Here is a 19693-nt window from a genome sequence, read left to right on the forward strand (position 1 = left end):
GACCACAACAGGAGGGCTTGGTTCATGTCCAGCGAAGTCTTCGCCCCGAAAATCGTGGCTACGTTCGCGTCAATTATGGGGGATGGCCAATGACTTACTGGGAGATCTTCGCCCCCGAGCACGCGTACAGCGACGGGGACAAGGCGAAGTTGTCCGAGGCGATCACCTCGATCTACGTGGACTATGCGGGCCTGCCCAAGTTCTATGTCGTCGTCATCTTCCACGAGAACAGCACCAACTCGGTATTCGTCGGTGGACCGCCGACGAACAACCTCGTGCGAATCAGGATCGACCACATCGCCCGGCAGATGCACACCCCGGAGGTACGCGCAGCGTGCATGGCGGCGATCGAAGAGACGCTGGCACCCTTCGTCAAGGAGCGGGGCTTCGACTGGGCCGTCCACATCAACGAGACCCCGACGGACCTCTGGCACGTCCAGGGACTCGTACCGCCCCCGCCCAATTCCGAGATGGAACGGCAGTGGGCCAACGAAGACAGGCCCATCCCGTATGGGGTGGCACTGTGATCGGGCTCGGTTCGCAGTTTCGACAGGAGCAGGCTTGTGGCCGTTGAAGATCGAAGCGTGTTCGGCGGGGCGGCGGGCGTGGTCGCCAAGCCATTTGCCGCCGTGGGAGGCTTCTACGCGACGGCGCTCGACACACTGGTCTTGATCCCGCGGCGGCCGTTCGCATGGCGAGAGTTCCTGTTGCAGACGTGGTTTGTGGCGCGAGTGTCGATTCTGCCGACGTTGATGCTGGCAATCCCCTTTTCGGTACTGATGGTGTTCACCTTCAACGCCATGTTCATGGAGTTCGGGGCCGCCGACTACACCGGTGCCGGAGCCGCTCTTGGAACCGTGACGCAGGTCGGCCCGATGGTGACGGTCTTGGTGGTGGCCGGTGCCGGCGCTACCGCAATGTGTGCGGACTTGGGCTCCCGCACGATTCGTGAGGAACTCGACGCTCTACGCGTGCTGGGCATCAATCCGATTCAAGCGTTGGTGGTGCCGCGGGTCCTCGCAGCCACCGTGGTGGCCTTGTCGTTGACGTCGGTGGTGATCCTGGTGGGGCTGACCGGTGCCCTCCTGTTCTCCGTGCTCGCCCAGCACGTCACTGCCGGAGCATTCGTGGCGAGCCTGACCGTGCTCGTCGGGCCGACCGACGTGGTGGTTTCCGTCGTCAAATCGGCGTTGTTCGGCCTGTCGGCAGGGCTGATCGCTTGCTACAAAGGCATTTCGGTGGGAGGCGGGCCGGCCGGCGTGGGCAATGCCGTCAACGAGACGGTCGTGTACTCGTTCATGGCACTGTTCGTCATCAACGTCATCGCGACCGCGGTGGGCCTCAAGGTGACGTTGTGAGCATCGCCGTCCCCAGTAGGCGCGCGCCGCGTGTGCGTCGGGTGCTGCGGCGCTGGGTGAGTGGGTGGAACCGCGTCGGTACCCAGGCCCAGTTCTACTTCACCACAATGGGATCGCTTGCCGACGCAACCCTCCGATATCGGGTCGAGACTCTGCGCCTGGTAGCTCAAATGAGTCTGGGTACCGGTGCTTTGGTGGTAATGGGCGGAACGATCGGCATCGTCGCATTCCTGAACATCGCCACCGGCGCGCTGCCGGGAATACTGGGGTACAACCAGTTCGCTGATGTCGGAGTCGAGGCGCTGACCGGCTTCGGCTCTGCGCTGTTCAATGTGCGGCTCGTCGCGCCGTTGACTGCTGCGTTCGGCATGTCCGCCACCATCGGCGCGGGAGCGACCGCACAGCTGGGCGCCATGCGGATCAACGAGGAAATCGATGCGTTGGAGGTCATGGGGATTCGTTCGATCGCATACTTGTCGGCGACGCGGGTCCTGGCGGGAGTACTTGTCGTGATCCCGTTGTATTGCGTTGCGGTGCTGATGGCGTTTCTGTCCGCCCGGGTGGCAACGACGGCGATCTACGGCCAGTCGACTGGCGTGTACGACCACTACTTCAACACGTTCCTGATCCCCACCGACATCCTCTGGTCGTTCGTCATGGCGATCAGCATGACGATCGTAATCATGCTGGTACACACCTATTACGGATTCACGGCGTCGGGCGGCCCTGCCGGCGTAGGGGAGGCGGTTGGGCGTGCGGTACGTACCTCGCTGATCAGTTCGTGCTTCGTCGTCGTGTTCGTATCGCTGGCCCTCTACGGGCAATCCAGCAACTTCCACGTGACCGGGTAGCGGTATGGACTCGGTTCGCAGATCACGCCAACTCCACCCAGGGTGGTGGACAGTCCTTCTGATCGTCACCGTGGTTGCCCTGGTCATGGTCTGCTCGGCGATGTATGCCGGTTCGTTCAATTCCTATGACCGAGTCACGCTGACGTCGGACAGATCGGGTCTGGTCATGGAGCCCGGTGCGCGGGTCAAGATGCGCGGGGTAGAGGTCGGACGGGTCGCTTCGCTGAAACGCACATCCGGACCGGTGAGCCTGACGTTGGAGCTCTTTCCCGACCAGATGGGCAGCATCCCAGCCAATGTGGTGGCCGAGATCAAGGCGACGACGGTGTTCGGCGTCAAGTACGTGGAACTCATACCGCCGCCCGACCCCAGCCCCGAGCGGCTGAAGGCGGGCGCGGTATTGCGGTCAGCCAACGTCAGCACCGAGGTCAACACGGTATTCGAGAACTTGGTCGGGATCATCAAGCAGATCGACCCGGCCAAGCTGAATGCCACGTTGAGTGCTCTAGCCGAAGGAGTGGGGGGTCGGGGCGAGCAGATCGGACGGGCCACCACCGACGCCAATCAAGTTCTGCTGACCCTCAATCCGCGAAGTGACACCCTTGCGCAGGACTGGCGTTCCGTCAAGGGGTTCGGTGACGCCTACGGCGCAGCGGCACAGGACATTCTGGCCATCCTCAGCTCGGCCAGCACCACCAGCACCACTGTGACGAACCAAGCAAGAGATCTGGAGGTCTTGCTGCTGAGCACCACCGGACTGGCTCAGGCGGGCAGTGACGTGCTGGCGTCGAGCAAGGACAACGTGGTGCGGGCGGTCAACACCGCGGCGCCGACAACCAATCTGCTGTTGAAGTACGACCCGGTCTACACGTGCATGCTGGTGGGCGCGAAGTGGTTCCTGGACAACGGTGGCTATGAACAGATGGGCGGCAACGGGCGCACCTGGGTCATGGATTCGGGCATCATGCTCGGCGACGACCCATACCGATATCCGGACAACCTACCGATCATCGCCGCGAAAGGTGGCCCGGGCGGCAAGCCGAGTTGCGGATCACTTCCGGACGCGACCAAGAACTTCCCTGTGCGACAACTCGTTACGAACACAGGGTGGGGCACAGGCACAGACATCCGGCCCAACCCGGGGATCGGGCATCCCTGGTGGGTCAACTTCCTACCTGTGACCCGCGGGGTGCCAGAGCCAACGAGCGTGCGCGGCGAAGGACCGCCGGCCATCGGGCCGGTGCCCTATCCGGGGGCTCCGCCGTACGGGGCCCCGCTGTACGAACCGGACGGCACGCCGCTCTACCCCGGGCTGCCGACACCACCGGCTCCCCCCGGCTCCGACGCCGCGCCGGGAGGCGAACAGCCATGAAGGACAATCTGGCTGGAGCGGTAGGGCGCCTGGTGATCTTCACTCTGGTGTGCGCGTTGGGCTTCTTCGCGATGATGCTGATCTTCGCGCAGATGCGATTTCAAGACGAAAGGACGTACCGCGCGACGTTCACAGATGTGTCGGGACTGGCCAAGGACGACTTCGTGCGGATCGCAGGGGTGGAGGTCGGACAGGTCAAGAGTGTCTCCATCGAAGACAGTTCCGTTGTGTCGGTCGAGTTCTCCGCCGCCGACTCGGTGACCCTCACCGAGGGGACCAGAGCCGCCGTTCGGTGGGCCGATGTCTTCGGTGGCCGCTACCTGTCCTTGGAGGAGGGCGCCGGCGGGGTGAAAATGCTGAAACCCGGAGAGACGATTCCCACCGATCGGACGCTGCCCGCCTTGGATCTCGACTCGTTGATCGGGGGGTTCCGCCCGCTCTTTCGGGCACTGGATCCTGAGCAGGTCAATGCGCTGAGCGGGCAACTGATTGCGGCTTTCCAGGGCCAGGGTACGACGGTGAACTCGTTTCTCGCCCAAACAGCGGCTGTGACAAGCACACTGGCTGATCGTGACGAGTTGATCGGGCAGGTCATCAGCAATCTGGATGTCGTACTGGGATCGCTGGGCGATCAAACCACTCAGTTGGACAAAGCCGTCACATCGCTGTCGGAGCTAGTACAAGGGCTCGCCGACCGCAAGACCGACATCAGTGATTCGGTGGCCCATACCAACGCCGCCGCGGGCACGGTCGCCGACCTGCTACAGCAGGCCCGTCCGCCGGCCCAGAAGGTCGTCGCCGAAACCGACCGGGCCGCGGGGATCGTGGTGGCCGATCACGAGTACTTCGACGACCTGCTCAACACACTGCCCGACGCCTACCAAATCCTCGGAAGGCAGGCGATATACGGCGACTTCCTCGGCTTCTATCTCTGCGATCTGGTGTTCAAGTTCAACGGAAAGGGCGGCCAGCCGGTGTACACCAAAATAGCCGGACAGACCTCAGGTCGGTGTGCGCCGCGATGAAGCCGTTCGCCGAGCGCAGTCGCGTGATCATCGGTGTCGCCGGCGTGGCCGTCACCGCCGCAACGGTGGCCGCGGCGTTGCAGTACGACAAGCTGCCACTCCTCAACCCCGACAGCGAGTACTCGGCGTACTTCGCCGAGGCCGGTGGCCTGCAAACCGGCGCAGCAGTGCTGGTGTCGGGGTTTCGGGTGGGCGACGTCGCCTCGATCGACCTGGACGGGTCGCGGGTGCTGGTGACGTTCAAGGTGGACAAGGACGTTCGCCTCGGCGACCGGACTGAAGCGGCCATCAAGACCAAGAGCGTGCTCGGAGCCAAGATCCTCAGCATCACCTCTCGTGGCGATGGGACACTGACCGGGCCCATTCCAGTCGAGCGAAGCACGCCGGCCTATGAGCTTCCCGACGCACTTGGCGATCTTTCGACCACGGTCGAGGGCCTCAACACCAACCAGGTGTCGGACTCGCTGGCCACGCTGGCTCAAACGTTCCAAGACACCCCGCCGGACCTGAAGGTCGCGGTCGACGGAGTGGCGCGCCTGTCGGAAACCCTCGACAAGCGCGACGCCGAGCTCCGCTCGTTGCTCGCCAACGCCAACAAGGCGACCACCGTATTGGCAGGACGCGCCGATCAGGTGGTCGGCCTGATCAAGAACACCGACGCGCTGCTTGCCCAACTTCGAACGCAGAGTGGCGCGTTGGACGAGCTCGCTCACAGCATCTCGGCGTTGGCGACGCAGCTGTCGGGTTTCATCGCCGACAACCGCACGACCCTGCGGCCGGCCCTTGACAAACTCAACGGCGTGCTGACGATCGTGGACGGTCGGAAGGAGCAAGTTCAGAAGGCGCTCAAACTTCTTGGCAACTACGTGTTGCACATCGGTGAGACGACGGCTTCGGGACCGTTCATCAAGTCCTACATCACCAACCTGTTGCCTGGGCAGTTCGTGCAGCCCTTCGTCGACGCGGCGTTCTCCGACCTCGGGTTGGACCCCAACGTGCTGCCACCATCACAGTTGACCGACCCGCCCACCGGCCAGCCCGGCATCCCTGCTCTGCCGGTGCCGTACCCACGCACCGGGCAGGGCGGTGAACCGCACCTGACGTTGCCCGACGCCATCACCGGTAACCCCGGCGACCCCCGCTACCCGTACCGCGAACCCCTTCCGGCACCGCCGCCCGGTGACCCGCCGCCGGGACCTCCTGCGGATTCGGCTGCCCCCGAACCCATCCCGACGCCTACCGTCGTACCCGCACCCGGCGAAGTGCCACCGATCGGGGAGCAGGCGCCGTGAACCGCACGACCAGGATCGGGGTGGTCATCGCCCTGGTAGTGCTGCTGACCGGTGGCATCGCGGTGGTCTCCCGATCGCTGTGGAACTCGGTGGGCAAGACACACATGGTGGCCTACTTCGACAACAGCAACGGCATCTTCCCCGGCGACGAGGTGCGGATCCTCGGGGTGCGAGTCGGTGCGATCGACGGCATCGAACCCCAGCCCACACGCGCCAAGGTCACGTTCTGGGTCAACGACAAGTACAAGGTGCCTGCGGACGCCGAGGCGGTGATCCTGGCCCCACAACTGGTGACCGCGCGCGCCATCCAACTCACCCCCGTCTACACCGGCGGCGCGGTCATGGCGGAAGGGTCGGTAATCCCCGAGGACCGAACGGCCGTACCGGTCGAGTGGGATGAGCTGCGCGTCCAGTTGGAGAAGCTCACCAAGATGCTGCAGCCCACCACACCGGGCGGGGACAGCACGTTGGGGGCGTTGATCAACACCTCGGCGGACAACCTGCGCGGAAGGGGCGCCAGCATTCGCGACACCGTCATCAAGATGTCGCAGGCGTTTTCGGTGTTGGGCGACCACAACGACGACCTGTTCTCCTCGGTGAGGAACGTGTCCACCCTGGTGTCGGCGCTGCAGTCCAGCAGCGACCTGATGGCACAGTTGAACCGCAACTTGGCGTCGGTAAGTGGGCTGCTGGCCAATGACCCCCACGAGGTTGGCCAGGCGCTGGATGATCTGAACTCCGCGGTCGGTGACGTGAAGACGTTCGTGGCCGACAATCGAGAGACACTCGGCGTGACGTCCGACAAGCTGACCTCGGTATCGCAGGTGCTCGTCGACAGGCTCGATGACGTCAAGCAGGTCCTGCACCTGGCCCCGGGATCGCTGCAAGGTCTGTCCAACATCTACCAGCCCGCGCAGGCGTCGCTGAGCACCATGCCGGTGATCAACAACTTCGCCAACCCGCTCGAATTCCTTTGCGGGGCAGTGCAGGCAGCATCACGACTGGGTGCAGAGCAGTCGTCGAAGCTGTGCGTACAGTACCTGGCGCCCATCGTCAAGAACCGCCAGATGAACTTTCCGCCGGTCGGACTCAACCTCTTCGTCGGTGCTCAGGCCAGGCCCAACGAGATCACGTACAGCGAGGACTGGATGCGACCGGACTACGTACCGCCGGCAACCGATCCCGCCAATGGCCTGCCGGGTCTCATGGTGCCCGTGGGGACGGGTCCGTGAAGCGTCGTCGTATGAGCCTTGCTGCCCTGGTCATGCTGGCGTTGGCGGCGGTGTCGTCCGGTTGCGAGTGGCGCGGTCTGAACTCGCTGGCGATGCCCGGTACGGAGGGCAGTGGGGCGGGCTCGTTTCAGGTCAAGGCGCAGCTACCGGATGTGTCTACTCTGCAAGAGAATTCGCGGGTCAGGGTCGGCGACGTGAATGTGGGCACCGTGAGCAAGATCGAACACGAGGGGTGGCACGCGCTGATCACGATGACCGTCAACGGCGATGTGCAACTGCCGGCCAACGCCGTCGCCACGGTGGGCCAGACCAGTCTGCTCGGCTCCACGCACGTCGAACTCGCCCCGCCGAGCGACGTTGCACCGGAAGGCAACCTGCACGCCGGATCGCTGATCCCGCTGGCGTCCGGCGGCGCCTACCCGAACACCGAGCAGACCCTCGGCGCCCTGTCGCTCTTGCTGAACGGGGGCGGGTTGGGCCAAGTGCAGGAAATCACCACGGCTTTCAACACCGCGTTCGCCGGGCGCGAGGCCGACTTGCGCAGCGTGATCGGCCAGGTCGACGAGTTCATCGGGCACCTCAATGCGCAGACAGCCGAGATCATCGCTGCCAGCGAGAGCGTGAACGGCCTTGTCGGTCAGTTCGCCGCCGACAAGCCGGTGCTGGACAACGCGTTGCGCACGATTCCGGACGCATTGGACGTGCTTTCCGAGCAACGCACCCACCTGATCGACGCACTTGACGCGTTCGGACGATTCAGCGCGCTGACCGCCGACATGGTCGATCAGTCGAAGGAGAACTTGGTGACCGAGCTCAAAGATCTTGGCCCAGTTTTGAAATCGCTCGCAGATGCCGGCCCGGCATTGACACGTTCGCTGAGCTTGCTGCCCACCTTCCCGTGGCCGAAGGAGACGCTGGCCAACTGGATGCGCGGTGATTACGCCAATCTGACAATGGTCGTGGATCTCACGCTGAGCCGCATCGACTCCTCCTTGTTCACCGGGACCAGGTTCGAAGGCGATCTCACCAAGCTCGAACTGCAGTGGGGGCGCACGATCGGCCAAACCCCCAGCCCGTACACCGCAGGCAATCCGCTGATCATCCCGTACCACCTCGACCAGGGACCCTAGCCATGCACCTCGACAGGCGGATCAGGACCCAGCTGGTGGTTTATGCGGTGGTCACCCTGGTGGCGGGTGTGGTGCTGGGGATCGGGTACATCCGGCTCCCGGAGATGTTCGGCGTCGGCCGGTACAGCGTGACGGTCGAGCTACCACGCGCATCCGGGCTGTACTCCGGCGCAAACGTCACCTACCGCGGTACCGAGGTCGGGCGGATCGCCGAGGTAAAGCTGACCGACACCGGGGTCGACGCGGTGTTGTCGCTGCGCTCGGACGTCGCGATCCCGTCGGACCTCGACGCACGAGTGCACAGCGTGTCATCGCTCGGCGAGCAGTACATGGCGCTCTTGCCCCGCAACGGCACGTCGGCGGCCTTGAAGAGCGGTGACGTCATACCGGTCGGTCGAGCGTGGGTGCCGCCGGACATCAATGGTGTCGTGGAATCTCTCAACTCGGGATTGCGGGTCATTCCTCGGGACAACCTCAAGACGGTGGTCGACGAAAGTTACACTGCCGTCGGTGGTTTGGGACCGGAGCTCGCACGCTTCGTACAGGGGTCCACGGTGGTGGTCAGCAACGCCCGCAAGAATCTCGATGCGATCACCGCGTTGATCGATCAATCCGCACCAGTGCTGGATTCTCAAGCCGATACAGCCGGCGCGATCTCGGCGTGGTCTGCGCATCTGGCGACCGTCACCGATCAACTGCGTGCCCACGACGACGCGGTGGCCGATGTCCTGACGAAGGGTGGACCGGCGACCGACGAAGCTCGACGACTGTTCGACAGGTTGCGACCCACCCTGCCGATCCTGATGGCCAATCTCGTAAGTCTTGGCGACGTCGCGGTCGCATACCAGCCCAACATCGAACAGATCCTCGTCCTCTTTCCGCAAGCGACTTCGGAGTTGCAGGGCGCCTCTCTCTCCAGTCACGGCACCACGCAGGACTACAAGGGCACCCACATGAATTTCAACCTCAACGTGAACCTGCCGCCGCCATGCACCACCGGGTATCTGCCTGCCCAACAACGCCGTCCGGCCGCTCCGCAGGACTACCCCGATGCTCCAGGTGGTGACGTGTACTGCCGGGTCCCACAGGACTCCGACCTGCAGGCCGTCCGCGGGGCGCGCAATACCCCGTGTGCGACAGTGCCGGGTAAACGCGCTCCGACGGTCAAGATGTGCGAAAGCGGCGAGCCGTACGTCCCGCTCAACGACGGCACCAACTGGAAGGGCGATCCGAACGCCACATTGTCGGGGCAGGAGATCCCTGAACTGCCGCCCGAGTCGCCGCCCCCGCCGGCGGCTGCCGTCGTGCCACCCCCGCTGGCGGTGGCCGAATACGACCCCGCCACCGGGTCCTACATTGGGCCGGACGGAAAGGTTTATGCGCAGGCAAATCTGGCGCAGAACCCGGCAGACCAAACGTGGCAGAGCATGCTGATCCCGCCGAACTAGGAGAACGACGATGTCTGGAACACGCGACGGATCGACGACGGCACCGACCAGCGATGAGTTACGTTCGGCGGGGTTGGCCTTCTCAGTAGATGGGCCAGTCGCCGAGATCGTGCTCTGTGCGCCCGAACGCCGTAATACTCAGACCCCCGCGATGTGGCGCGCGCTGGCCGCTCTCGGGCGGTCGATGCCCGATGAAGTCCGCATCGTCGTCGTTCGCGCCGAAGGACCGTCCTTCTCGGCCGGACTGGATCGGTCCATGCTCAGTGATGGCGTCGAAGTGGAAACCGTTCGCGGACTTCTCGATAGCACGGACCTCGCCGCCGCCCGCCTGATCGGGGAGTACCAGCAGGGATTCACGTTCCTGCGAGACCCGAACTTCGTCTCCATCGCCGCGGTGCAGGGGCACGCCGTCGGGGGCGGTTTCCAGCTCGCCCTCGCCTGTGACATCAGGGTCGTGGCCGACGATGTCACCTTCTGTATGAAGGAGCCTGCGCTCGGCCTCGTCCCCGACCTCACCGGACTCCGCCCCTTGGTGAGACAAGTAGGGTATGCGCGCGCGCTCGAACTCTGTGTTCGCGCGCGCAACATCGACGCAACTGAAGCCGTCACGCTGGGTATTGCGCAGAGCGGGGTGCCGGTCGGAGAACTCACCAGCGAGGTCGATGCTTTGGTTCGTTCCGTGCTGCAGTCCGATACGGACGCCGTTCGAGAAACCAAGCGGCTCTTGCAGTCAGCCGAGAACTTGGATCTCGAGCAGCAGCGCACATTGGAAAGCGCGGCGCAAGTACGCAGACTCCGTGCACTGGCTGCTGGACAGGCAGATTCCGACAAGCCACGGTTCTAACGGGTGGTGGATGGTTGACAGCGCGATAGAGGTGCAACTGCCTTAGCGCGCTAACCCTGGTCGCAGGACCGAATGGTTGGCACCCTAATCCCATCGAGCGTCACCTTCGTCCTAGGGCAGCGGTTGTCTCATTGCCTACCGTCGAATGTGTTCAGTCACATGAGAGTCGACGACGGCTGCTCGTCAGTTGTCGCGGCGCTGAAAGGGAAAAGTACATGGGTGATCGTTCGCAAGAGAAGAAATTCTTCGCGCTGAACATGTTCGATGTGGTCGACGTGGAGAAGTATCTCGCGTATTTCAGCCGTTTGCCCTCAGCGGCTCCGCCATATGGTGGTCGAATGGTGGCGTTTGGCCGTTTCCGAGACAACGTGGCCGGTGACCTTGCGCCACGGCAGGTTCTGTTTCTCGTCGAATGGGAGTCCGAAGAGGCGTTCAACAGCTTCCGGGATGACCCGGACTTGGCCGATTTGCATCCGCTGCGGGAGAGTGGGACGGCCTCCTACATCTGGCAGACGTTCGATGGTCTCGATATGACTGACCCTGCCGCCGCTGCGATCGACGATGTACTTGCGGTGCTCAAGCCTTGACTCTCGTCCACATGGGCTCTTGATCGAGACCTGTTCACCCAATCCATAAAAGCCATCGAAAGCGTTCCCGGGTCGCTTGCCGGCCCCGACGATCAGTGTCCGCATCAGACGGGTAGAGGGAACGAGGCGTCGACCCCGAGGAACTGCAGCAGCGCCGCCACCTTGTCATCGAGTCCGACGCCGACCCGGGTCACCTCGTCGATGCCGAGACTCCCGAACGCCGTGCTGGGCTGATCGAGACTGAAGACCGCGTCGCCCTGGGCGTCGCTGAAGATCAGCACTCGCAGCGGGGCGTACAGCAGGGCGCGTGGGTCATGGCGGAACATGCTCTCGGCGATGACATGGTTGCCCAGCAGGTACTCGACCACCTTGGTGGTATGGCCGGCCAACGCCATCATCGCGGTCGCCTCGATGGTCGCGTATCGGATCAGCTGGTGCGGGGCCATCCGATCGACCGCCGACTGGACATCTGCCCAGGAGCCGCCGGTCTCGATGAGCTGCTGGAAGAACTGCGCGTCGAACGCCGGGGCGGCGTGCTCGAACCGTGATGTGAAGTCGTCGAACGGCACTCCGGTGGAGACGTCGATCCGGTTCATGACGTGTGACGCTGTGTGTACTTCCGAACTGCTCACGCCGGCCTCCGCCATTATTTGGTTCGTTCAATGAACTGCAGCAACTTCACCGTAGAGTTCGTTGACCGAACCTGCAAGTGTCAGAATGGGGCATGGCCCTACCGCGTGACTACCCCGAGGAGAACTGCTCGATCGCCAGGTCGCTGGAAGTCGTCGGTGAACGCTGGACGCTGCTCATCGTGCGCGACGCGTTCTACGGTGTTCGAAGGTTCACCGACTTCCATACCCACCTCGGCATCCCCAAAGCGGTTCTGTCCCAACGCCTGGCCCTCCTCGTCGAGCAAGGGTTACTCGACACTGCGGTGTCAGTGCCCGGCGGCCGCGACGAGTACGTCCTCACTTCGATGGGTCGAGACCTGTGGCCGGTAATGTGCGCCCTCGCCCAGTGGGGCGCCGAGCACTACCAGACGGCCCAGCAGCGGCGGTCCTTCGTCCACGCCGAGTGTGGCGGGCCGATCGACCCCCAAGCGGTATGCGCGCGGTGCGGAGACGCTCCGGATCCGGCGGACGTGACCACGTCGCCGCCGCGACGCGCCAGGGTCAGTCGGGACGACGCGACCAGCAAAGCGCTGCAGCGACCGCACCGAATGTTGGAGCCGATCCGGCCGACATGACCCCGGCGCCGAATCACCGTTGCCTCGATACAACGCGGTCAGCCCGCACTGCACCAGTTGGTCCGGCTGTGGAACGAGTATGGGTATGCTGAAACAGCCTCTGGCAGAACACGAATACCGATATCCCACGCCAACGCGAGTTTGGTCCGTTCGAAGTTGTAGATTCGCCGGTCACGCGTGATTTCACGTACTGCACGTCGAGCCGCGCGATCGGGATCGGTACCCCTGATCACGGCCTCGGCGGCCGCCACCGCAGCCGCCGCGCCCGAGGTCATCCCGTCGGAGAAGGTCGCCGAAACACCTTGGTGGGAGATCATTTGTAGTTCCAATGTGCCAGGGGCCGACTGGGGTGCTTTCCACGGAGAGCCTGGAATCAATCCCGAGAACAGCGTCTCGTCGGGGTCATGAACGTCCATCCCCAGCCCATCGGCGATGCCATAGAGTTCGTCGGTCATGGTGTCGACCTCGCGCTGCTTGTCGAATCCGGACCCTGGACGAACCTCGCCGACCATGATCCCGTAGAACGTCGCTTGCGGTGACAACGGATCACCATAGGGGTTGAACAGTCCGACGACGATCCGGCCGGCGCGTCGAACACCGGTGAAGAGCGCGGCATTGGACGCGATGTTTCGAAAACCACCGGGCCGCACTACCAATGGTGCTTGAACCGCGACCGTGGCCCAATCGACCTTGGGCCCTTGGCCCCGCAGCAGGCCCGCGTTATGGCTGGCGTTGACGATCAAAGGCCGCTTGCCCGGTGCCAGAGCATGAGCCTCGTCCAACGAGTTGATTGCCTCGGGCACTTCGATCACACCTGCGCGGTTCATGAACTCGTGCATTGCGGCCTGCACACGGCTGTTGCGTACACCGTAGAACAACGGACGCGAAGTCCCTGGGTATCCGCCCATGACGGGGAAGGTACGGCCGAATTCGAAAGCCCCGCTGCGACCCTTCTTCGACATGTTCACCAGAAGCCGCGTCCCCACTCCGCGGCCATCGACGATATCGCCGTACAACGAATCCACGAATGCGCACTGCGGCACGCCCAACGCATAGCAGATGTAATCGGCGCCGTGGCCCCGCAACGTCGCCCCGTCCTTGAGTCGACGAGACTCCTCGGAACGCGGCCCTGCCAACACGACCTTGCCATGGAACCGTTCACTACGCGCCAATCGCGCCGCCATCACCGAGGCGGTCAGGCCCGCACCGGCGATCACCACGGAGTCGTAGTACGGCCGCGCCCCGGTCCCAGCCGCGCGGTCGACCAGCGCTCCGATGTGCGCGAACCGTTTGGCGTCGCGATCAGTTGGATGGCTATCAGCGTCGATCCGGTTCGGCTGCTGCAAAACTGACGTGGCAGCAGCCAGTCTCGTCTCATCGAGGGTTGTCATAGTTGTACCTTTCTTGGGCGTCGTCGGCCTGATGCGAAAACTGGATGGAACAACGTCCGCTGGCGATCTGGAACATTGCCGAGAGAGGCAAGGGCGTTGGACAGCGAAGCGCGAGGGGCTGTGACTAACTGTGTGGTACCGGAGTTGATGTTGAGGTCCCGCAGGATCTGGACGTCGATGTCGTCGAGTTGCCGTCTCGGCGAGGGACATTGGAGGCCGTGGCGGCTGACGTAGTTGTCACGGCGGTAGATGATGGCGCCAACCCCGTCGCCGACTATGAGGTCGAGAGCGTGTTGCAAGTGGGTGCCACAGTTGCATGTCATGGAACCAAAGACGTCACCAGCGAGGCATTCGGTGTGTACATGCACGGGGACGTGCCCGGCCGTTGTCGGGTCGCCATGAATGAGCGCGATGTGTTCACAACCGTTCGTCCTGTCCCGGTATCCGACGGCTGTAAATTCTCCTTGGGGGAGCGGTAGACGAGCTTGCCCTACCCGTTCGATCAGCCGTTCGGTGCGCCGGCGGTAGGCGGCCAACTGCGCGATGGTGATCATCGGGATCTGGTGGCGTTCGGCGAAGTCGACCAAGGCCGGCATCCTGGCCATTTCCCCATCACTGTCGGCGATCTCACAGATGACCGCGACGGGCTCGAGGCCGGCCAAGGTCACCAAGTCGATGGCGGCTTCGGTGTGCCCGGGACGCTCGAGCACGCCTCCAGCTCGCGCGGCCAGCGGGAATATGTGGCCGGGACGTGAGAAATCCTCCGGACGCGAATGTGGGTCGGCCAGTGCACGAATCGTAGAAGCCCGATCACTGGCCGAGATACCGGTCGTAGTGTCCGCGAGGACGTCGACACTCACGTGAAACGCGGTACCGGCAGGGTCGGTGTTGCGGGCCACCATGGGGTCGATCCGCAGTGTGGCCAACCGGCCCGCCGTCATCGGAACGCATACCAACCCACGGCCCTCGGATGCCATGAAATGCACGTGGCGCGCACTGGCGAATTGTGCCGCCATCACCAGGTCGCCTTCATTCTCCCGGTCGGCCGAATCGACGACAATGACCATCTCTCCAGAGCCGATCGCTGCAATCGCCCGTTCAACATCGGCAGCCAAGGCGTTCACCGTCGTGCCCCGACGAAATCGAGAACCTGCCTGCTGAGCATCGTCAACTGCTGGCTGCATTGGTCATCGAGCACACGACCGGCGTCATCGAATGTCGTCTGGGCGGAATTGATCGCAACTCCCAGCGGCGTCGGCCAGCCGCGAAGTGCATGCACGGTGGAACGCAGAGACACCAACGTGGTGGTGGTCGCCTGCCACCCGTAGGCGCACACGATGCACCCCACCGCGCGGCCGTCCAGGTAAGGCCGTGCATCGCCGCGAAGATCCTCGATGTAGTCGAGCGCATTCTTCACCAGCCCCGAGATCCCGCCGTGGTACCCAGGAGTGGCGATGATGAGGCCGTCCGCCCGCGCCAAAGCGTCGACCAAAGCAATTGCCGCAGAGGTTCTCTTCGAGCGGTCGACCGTGTACATCGGCAGATCGAGCGCCTCGGCTGCGAACAACTCCGTTCGCGCTCCCTGCTGCTCGGCCGCGGCCAAGGCTTGGCGCAGAGCACGCTCGCTTGAAGAAGCTTCGCTGAGAGTGCCGCCCAGTCCGACGATGAGCGGGCGCGGATCACGAGCAGTTTCGTGGCGGCTATCGACTGCGACGGACATGTCGACCCCTCCTCAATGAATTTGCGGTGGAACGTTATTGGCGCTGTGAGCGGGAGCTCATAGGCCCCTGTAATGTGACGATGGCCATGTCAGCAAAGGTACGTTCGTGCTTGTTGCTGCAACAGGTGGTGCCCGCACACAGCTATGTGCACAGCGCACACTGCCGGTCAGTGATCCAGTAGCGTCGCTCCTATCGCATCGACAAGCATCAATGCGGCAAGCAGCTCGGCCGGCCGCTCGGTGAAGGGCTTTCCGCGCAAGGCCTCGGCCTTCTTCACCCGCTGTAGAGCGGTGTTGCGATGGATGTGCAAACTGCTGGCGACCGCGGCATAGCTGAAGCCCGACAACACGAATGCCTGCGCGGTCTGGCGAAGCAGCGCGTTGTGGTCACCGGGGCGATTGAGCGCCCTGAGCTCGGTGCGAACGAGTTCGCGGGCCGCATCGAGGTCGGCACTGAGCGCGTCGACCAGGGCGATGTTGGTCCACTCTGTCATTGTTGGCGGGTGTCTTGCGGTCATGTCAACGATCCGTTTGACGCGCTGAGCACCAGCGCGACTTCTTTGAAATCCGTTCAGACCAGGTAGGACTGGACCCAGCGCGATGTGCGCGGCGGGTGCGGCGGCACCGGTCGCTTTGGCGAGTGCCTCGACGCCTGCCCGCATCCCACGCGTTACGTCGAACCATCCGGAAAGCACACAATCGTCTGACGGGAGAAGCACCGGCCGTGGTGCGCTGAGCACCTCCTGCATGGCGGCGGCGGCCTGCTGCAGCGCTGCGCTATCGCCGTCACCCCAGCATATGAATGCCAACTGCGGTCCACTTAGGCTGTGTCCCAACGACCGCTCGGCGCGCGTGATGTCGATGTCGTGGCCATCGAGCAGCGCCCGCACCACGTCACGGCGCATTGACGCGGCACGGGTGGTGACTCGTTGACGCTGGTCGATATAGGCGGCACCGACCTTGGAGGAGATGACGTCAACGAACGCGAACAGGAACCGCTCGGTTTCCCTTACGCCGCGAACCAATTCAGCTGGATCTTGTGTCAACTCCATCATTGCATCGGCCACTCGGCGCGCGAAGCAGGCGTGGCCCAGCCGGTACGCTCGCAACAGTGCTTCGAGGGGAAGCCCACGATCGGCCAGCAGGCGCGCATGTTCAATCGCAACGACAGGCGGCTCGGCCCGATCGGCCGGAATCGCGTGTTCAATCATCGCCAGCGTGAGTTCCACGATGGCCAGACATGTTCCCCTGCCTAGGCACATGAGCTGTTCGTTGTCGATTATCGACGAGATCCCCATGCCGACGTCGTGCAGCATCTCGTCGGCAATGGCTTGTTGCTTCTCCGCGCCCCAGCTCGCGGCCACTGCTCGAATGGATGGCAGCTCGATGGCGGGAGCAGACTTCGCCATGTCAGTGATCATGTGAACGAGCTGGCGGCCATCCGGCGCAGCGCGGGCTTGTCCGGCTTTCCGACTGGGTTCTTGGGAAGTTCGTCGACAATCGTGATGGACTCTGGGACTTTCACTTTTGCCAGGTTGCGACGGCAGTGGGCAGCAATGCTGTCGACGTCGAGCGCAGCGTCCGGGTAGGCCTGCACATAGGCAACCGCGATCTCGCCAAGAACCTCGTGGGGGTATCCCACGACTGCGGCTTCCAGGACACCGTCGAAAGCGGTCAGTACCGCTTCGATCTCCCTTGGGTAGATGTTCTCGCCGCCACGGATGATCATGTCCTTGATTCGCCCGACGATGCGTAGATATCCATCCTCGTCCAGGATTCCGACATCGCCGGTGCGTAGCCAGCCTTTCGCGATGGTCTCGGCAGTGGCCTCGGGGCAGCCGAGATAGCCGCGCATGAGGGTGGGGCCGGAGATGACCACTTCACCGCGCTCGCCTGGCGGTAGGAATCCGCCTGTAGGAGAGATGATCTCGATGCGCTGCCCGCTCATTGCAGGCCCCACCGTGCCGAGCTTTCTTGGGCCATGAATCGGGTTCGCGGCTGAGGCGCAGGTGGCTTCGGTAAGGCCGTAGCCTTCGACGATGACGATCCCGAAGCGTTCCTGCGCTCGAGTCATCAACTCCTCGGACAGGGGAGCCGCACCGCAGGCGGCAAAGCGAAGTGACGTCGTGTCCGGTTCGACGTGGTCGGGCAACGCCACCAGCATCGAAAGAATGGACGGCACCGACGAGAAGTACGTCGGTCGCAATTTCTCCACTTGCTCGAAGAATCGGCTCACCGAGAATCTGCCAACGATGCTCGTACGAGCGCCAACGCGAAACGGGCTGAAAGTGCTGAGCATCAGTGCGTTGACGTGGAACAGCGGCAGAATCACCAGGCTGTGATCCTGCGCCGTCAGTTCCATGTGCTCGGCAATGGCGGTTGTCATCGCGTCGATGTTGGCGTGATCCAGCATCACTCCCTTGGGCTTCCCGGTTGACCCGCTGGTGTAGATCAGCAACGCGACGTGATCGCCTGCCGACTCAACGGCCTGAGGCCCGGGCCCCGGCTTGAGGAGTTCGTCGACATGAATGGCGGGGCGGCCGGCGCTAGGTGCGTCCGGTGACTCGTTGATCACGAGATGGGCGTCGCAATCGTTGATCTGAAACTCCGCTTCAGCGGCGGTGAACTCTGAATTGACGGGCGTGGCGATGCCGCCGAGCCGCCATGCGGCCAGTATCGCCACCAACAATTCGACGCGGTTGGGCAGCATCACCGCCAACACGTCGCCTTCGCCGAAGCCCTGAGCGGCAAGTTGGCTTGCTACGGCTGCCGACCAGTCGTCCAGCTCGCCGTAGGTCAATGTGACCGCGTCATCGCGCACCGCCGTCGCCAACCGGTCCCGCTCAGGGGACCACGGCAGATACGGAAACGTCACGATGCTCCTGAGTGTTAGAGCTAGCCCTGACCAAGTCGCCGTACGCGCCGACGATCAAGCGGAACAGTGACGTGTTTCGACCGTAACTTGCTGTGTCGCAGGACACTAGGACAATCGCGCCAATGACTAGGATCGATCGGACACGGCATTCCCCGGTGCTGTCAGAGCTTGCCGGCCCTCAAATCCGCGCTGTCCTTGAGGATTGGTGAGTCCGCAGTCCAGTTCTCCGGCTGTAGCCGCTCCCACAGACTGCCCTTGCCGAGCTCTCGTCCGAGTTTGTCTTCGCGTCTGAGCCATTCCTCGGCGCTACTGATCCTGTTCGGGTGGATCTCGTCGAGCAGGGCATAGTCGCGGGTGATGAACCGGGCCTTCCACATGTTCCAGAACCCGGTGAAGTTCTCCCGAAAGGTCATAGTGCTCTTGTCATTCGGGTCTGCATTGTAACCGGCCGGCTTGCTCGCGAGCCGTGCGAGCGGACCGTTCCAGTAGTCCTCGAGATCGGTGTCGATGAATCGGGCGCGATGACCGGTCACCGTTTCGAATGCCGATGCAAGCTCGGTGTAACTGATGTCGGCGATCGCGGTTTCGAGGTTCATGCCATTGGCGAGGCGGGGATGATCGAAGAGCCACCGTACGTAGTAGCCGCAATCGTCCAGGGCCACGTGCGGGACGGCTCCCTGCCCGAGGGGAACCCGCCAGGTAACAACGCCGTCCTCGATCGCGGGCGTCATGGGCGTCCGAGGTGAGACAGTCATTTCGATGTAGGGGCCCGTTGTGAAGATCGCCGCACCCATCCTGTCGGCGTTGGATTGGTTCTGCGACAGGATCCATTCGGCCATGCGGCCCTTGCCGTCGTAGTGGCCGGTGCGGAACCGCGAGACATAGCCCGACTTCTTGAGCGCGTAGTCGAGATTTCCGTAGACGAAGAACTTGATGCCCTCTTCGAGGGCGATCTCGTAGCTGCGGATGGCCCAGTAGGTTTCGGTCTTCTCGCCGGTGTTGAACCCGTCGATGTTGACGAACGCTCCATCGCAGCTGCGGAACCCCTCGCGCAGGACATCGTCATCGGCGAACGAACCCTCGACAAGGGTGACGTTACCGAGTTCGACGAGTGCCTTGGCTCGCCACGACGTGGTGTCACGGGTAAGCACTCGAACCGAGTACTTCCCGTCGGCAACGAGATCACGGACGATGGGCATTCCTTGAGCGCCCGTACCGCCGATGACGAAGATGCTGGAAACGGTGTTTGAGGACATGACGGTTGACTCCATAGGTTGTCGGTCTCAATCGAGGCCTAGGGTGCTGGCGCGTCGCTATGGGCC

Annotated in this window: 19 protein-coding genes; 12 read left to right on the plus strand and 7 right to left on the minus strand. The window is 63.3% G+C overall.

Going from position 1 to position 19693, the window contains the following annotated elements; all coding sequences use genetic code 11:
* The first annotated feature begins 89 nt into the window (after positions 1–89).
* The 11 genes from N536_RS0101645 to N536_RS0101695 all read left to right on the plus strand — a co-directional run bounded on the left by N536_RS0101645 (position 90) and on the right by N536_RS0101695 (position 11139).
* A complete protein-coding gene (locus N536_RS0101645; protein ID WP_029112015.1) occupies positions 90–527 on the plus strand; it encodes a tautomerase family protein in 438 nt (145 codons plus the stop codon).
* 36 nt (positions 528–563) lie between these two features.
* Positions 564–1358 (plus strand): ABC transporter permease, encoded by a 795-nt coding sequence (locus N536_RS0101650; RefSeq protein WP_081809001.1) that lies wholly within the window; start codon positions 564–566, stop codon positions 1356–1358.
* Positions 1355–2209, plus strand: coding sequence for an ABC transporter permease (locus N536_RS0101655; protein ID WP_029112017.1), 855 nt, complete (start codon positions 1355–1357; stop codon positions 2207–2209). Before N536_RS0101650 ends, N536_RS0101655 begins: the two co-directional genes overlap by 4 nt.
* Positions 2210–2213: 4 nt before the next feature.
* On the plus strand, positions 2214–3581 hold the full coding sequence (locus N536_RS37095; RefSeq protein WP_036434962.1) for an MCE family protein: 1368 nt from the start codon (positions 2214–2216) through the stop codon (positions 3579–3581).
* Positions 3578–4606: an MCE family protein gene (locus N536_RS0101665; RefSeq protein ID WP_029112018.1), complete on the plus strand. Its 1029-nt coding sequence runs from the start codon at positions 3578–3580 to the stop codon at positions 4604–4606. The genes N536_RS37095 and N536_RS0101665 overlap by 4 nt, the downstream gene beginning before the upstream one ends.
* Positions 4603–5898: an MCE family protein gene (locus N536_RS0101670; RefSeq protein WP_029112019.1), complete on the plus strand. Its 1296-nt coding sequence runs from the start codon at positions 4603–4605 to the stop codon at positions 5896–5898. Before N536_RS0101665 ends, N536_RS0101670 begins: the two co-directional genes overlap by 4 nt.
* The gene (locus N536_RS37100) at positions 5895–7130 is read left to right on the plus strand and encodes an MCE family protein (protein ID WP_051574148.1); all 1236 of its coding nucleotides are present in this window, start codon (positions 5895–5897) and stop codon (positions 7128–7130) included. The genes N536_RS0101670 and N536_RS37100 overlap by 4 nt, the downstream gene beginning before the upstream one ends.
* An 11-nt stretch (positions 7131–7141) precedes the next feature.
* Complete coding sequence (locus N536_RS0101680) at positions 7142–8260, plus strand: MCE family protein (protein WP_036434965.1); 1119 nt, start codon at positions 7142–7144, stop codon at positions 8258–8260.
* A 2-nt stretch (positions 8261–8262) separates the two neighbouring features.
* On the plus strand, positions 8263–9708 hold the full coding sequence (locus N536_RS0101685) for an MCE family protein (protein WP_029112021.1): 1446 nt from the start codon (positions 8263–8265) through the stop codon (positions 9706–9708).
* A 10-nt stretch (positions 9709–9718) separates the two neighbouring features.
* Positions 9719–10552, plus strand: a complete 834-nt coding sequence (locus N536_RS0101690) for an enoyl-CoA hydratase/isomerase family protein (protein ID WP_029112022.1) — start codon at positions 9719–9721, stop codon at positions 10550–10552.
* A gap of 215 nt (positions 10553–10767) precedes the next feature.
* Positions 10768–11139 carry a DUF1330 domain-containing protein gene (locus tag N536_RS0101695; protein WP_029112023.1) on the plus strand — a complete coding sequence of 124 codons (372 nt, stop codon included), beginning with the start codon at positions 10768–10770 and terminating at the stop codon, positions 11137–11139.
* Between the two features lie 104 nt (positions 11140–11243).
* On the opposite strand, the gene N536_RS0101700 is transcribed toward N536_RS0101695, so the two are convergent.
* A complete protein-coding gene (locus N536_RS0101700; RefSeq protein ID WP_036435212.1) occupies positions 11244–11735 on the minus strand; it encodes a hypothetical protein in 492 nt (163 codons plus the stop codon).
* Positions 11736–11863: 128 nt separating this feature from the next.
* Between N536_RS0101700 and N536_RS0101705 the strand changes: the two genes are divergently transcribed.
* Entirely contained in the window at positions 11864–12385 is a 522-nt protein-coding gene (locus tag N536_RS0101705) for a helix-turn-helix domain-containing protein (RefSeq protein WP_029112025.1), read from the plus strand.
* 38 nt (positions 12386–12423) lie between these two features.
* Here the strand turns inward: N536_RS0101705 and N536_RS0101710 are convergent, their stop codons facing one another.
* From N536_RS0101710 to N536_RS0101735, 6 genes are all read right to left on the minus strand, one after another.
* Positions 12424–13605 carry a hypothetical protein gene (locus N536_RS0101710; protein WP_155948372.1) on the minus strand — a complete coding sequence of 394 codons (1182 nt, stop codon included), beginning with the start codon at positions 13603–13605 and terminating at the stop codon, positions 12424–12426.
* A gap of 167 nt (positions 13606–13772) precedes the next feature.
* Complete coding sequence (gene ribB, locus N536_RS37105) at positions 13773–14900, minus strand: 3,4-dihydroxy-2-butanone-4-phosphate synthase (RefSeq protein WP_051574149.1); 1128 nt, start codon at positions 14898–14900, stop codon at positions 13773–13775.
* Positions 14897–15496 (minus strand): NADPH-dependent FMN reductase, encoded by a 600-nt coding sequence (locus N536_RS0101720; RefSeq protein ID WP_051574150.1) that lies wholly within the window; start codon positions 15494–15496, stop codon positions 14897–14899. The genes ribB and N536_RS0101720 overlap by 4 nt, the downstream gene beginning before the upstream one ends.
* A gap of 167 nt (positions 15497–15663) precedes the next feature.
* Positions 15664–16905 carry a helix-turn-helix domain-containing protein gene (locus tag N536_RS0101725; protein WP_197040041.1) on the minus strand — a complete coding sequence of 414 codons (1242 nt, stop codon included), beginning with the start codon at positions 16903–16905 and terminating at the stop codon, positions 15664–15666.
* Positions 16906–16913: 8 nt separating this feature from the next.
* Entirely contained in the window at positions 16914–18371 is a 1458-nt protein-coding gene (locus N536_RS0101730; RefSeq protein ID WP_029112029.1) for a class I adenylate-forming enzyme family protein, read from the minus strand.
* 161 nt (positions 18372–18532) lie between these two features.
* Positions 18533–19627 carry an NmrA family NAD(P)-binding protein gene (locus tag N536_RS0101735; RefSeq protein ID WP_029112030.1) on the minus strand — a complete coding sequence of 365 codons (1095 nt, stop codon included), beginning with the start codon at positions 19625–19627 and terminating at the stop codon, positions 18533–18535.
* Positions 19628–19693 lie beyond the last annotated feature (66 nt).

The organism is Mycobacterium sp. URHB0044, assembly GCF_000620625.1.
In the GTDB taxonomy this organism is placed as follows: Bacteria; Actinomycetota; Actinomycetes; order Mycobacteriales; family Mycobacteriaceae; genus Mycobacterium.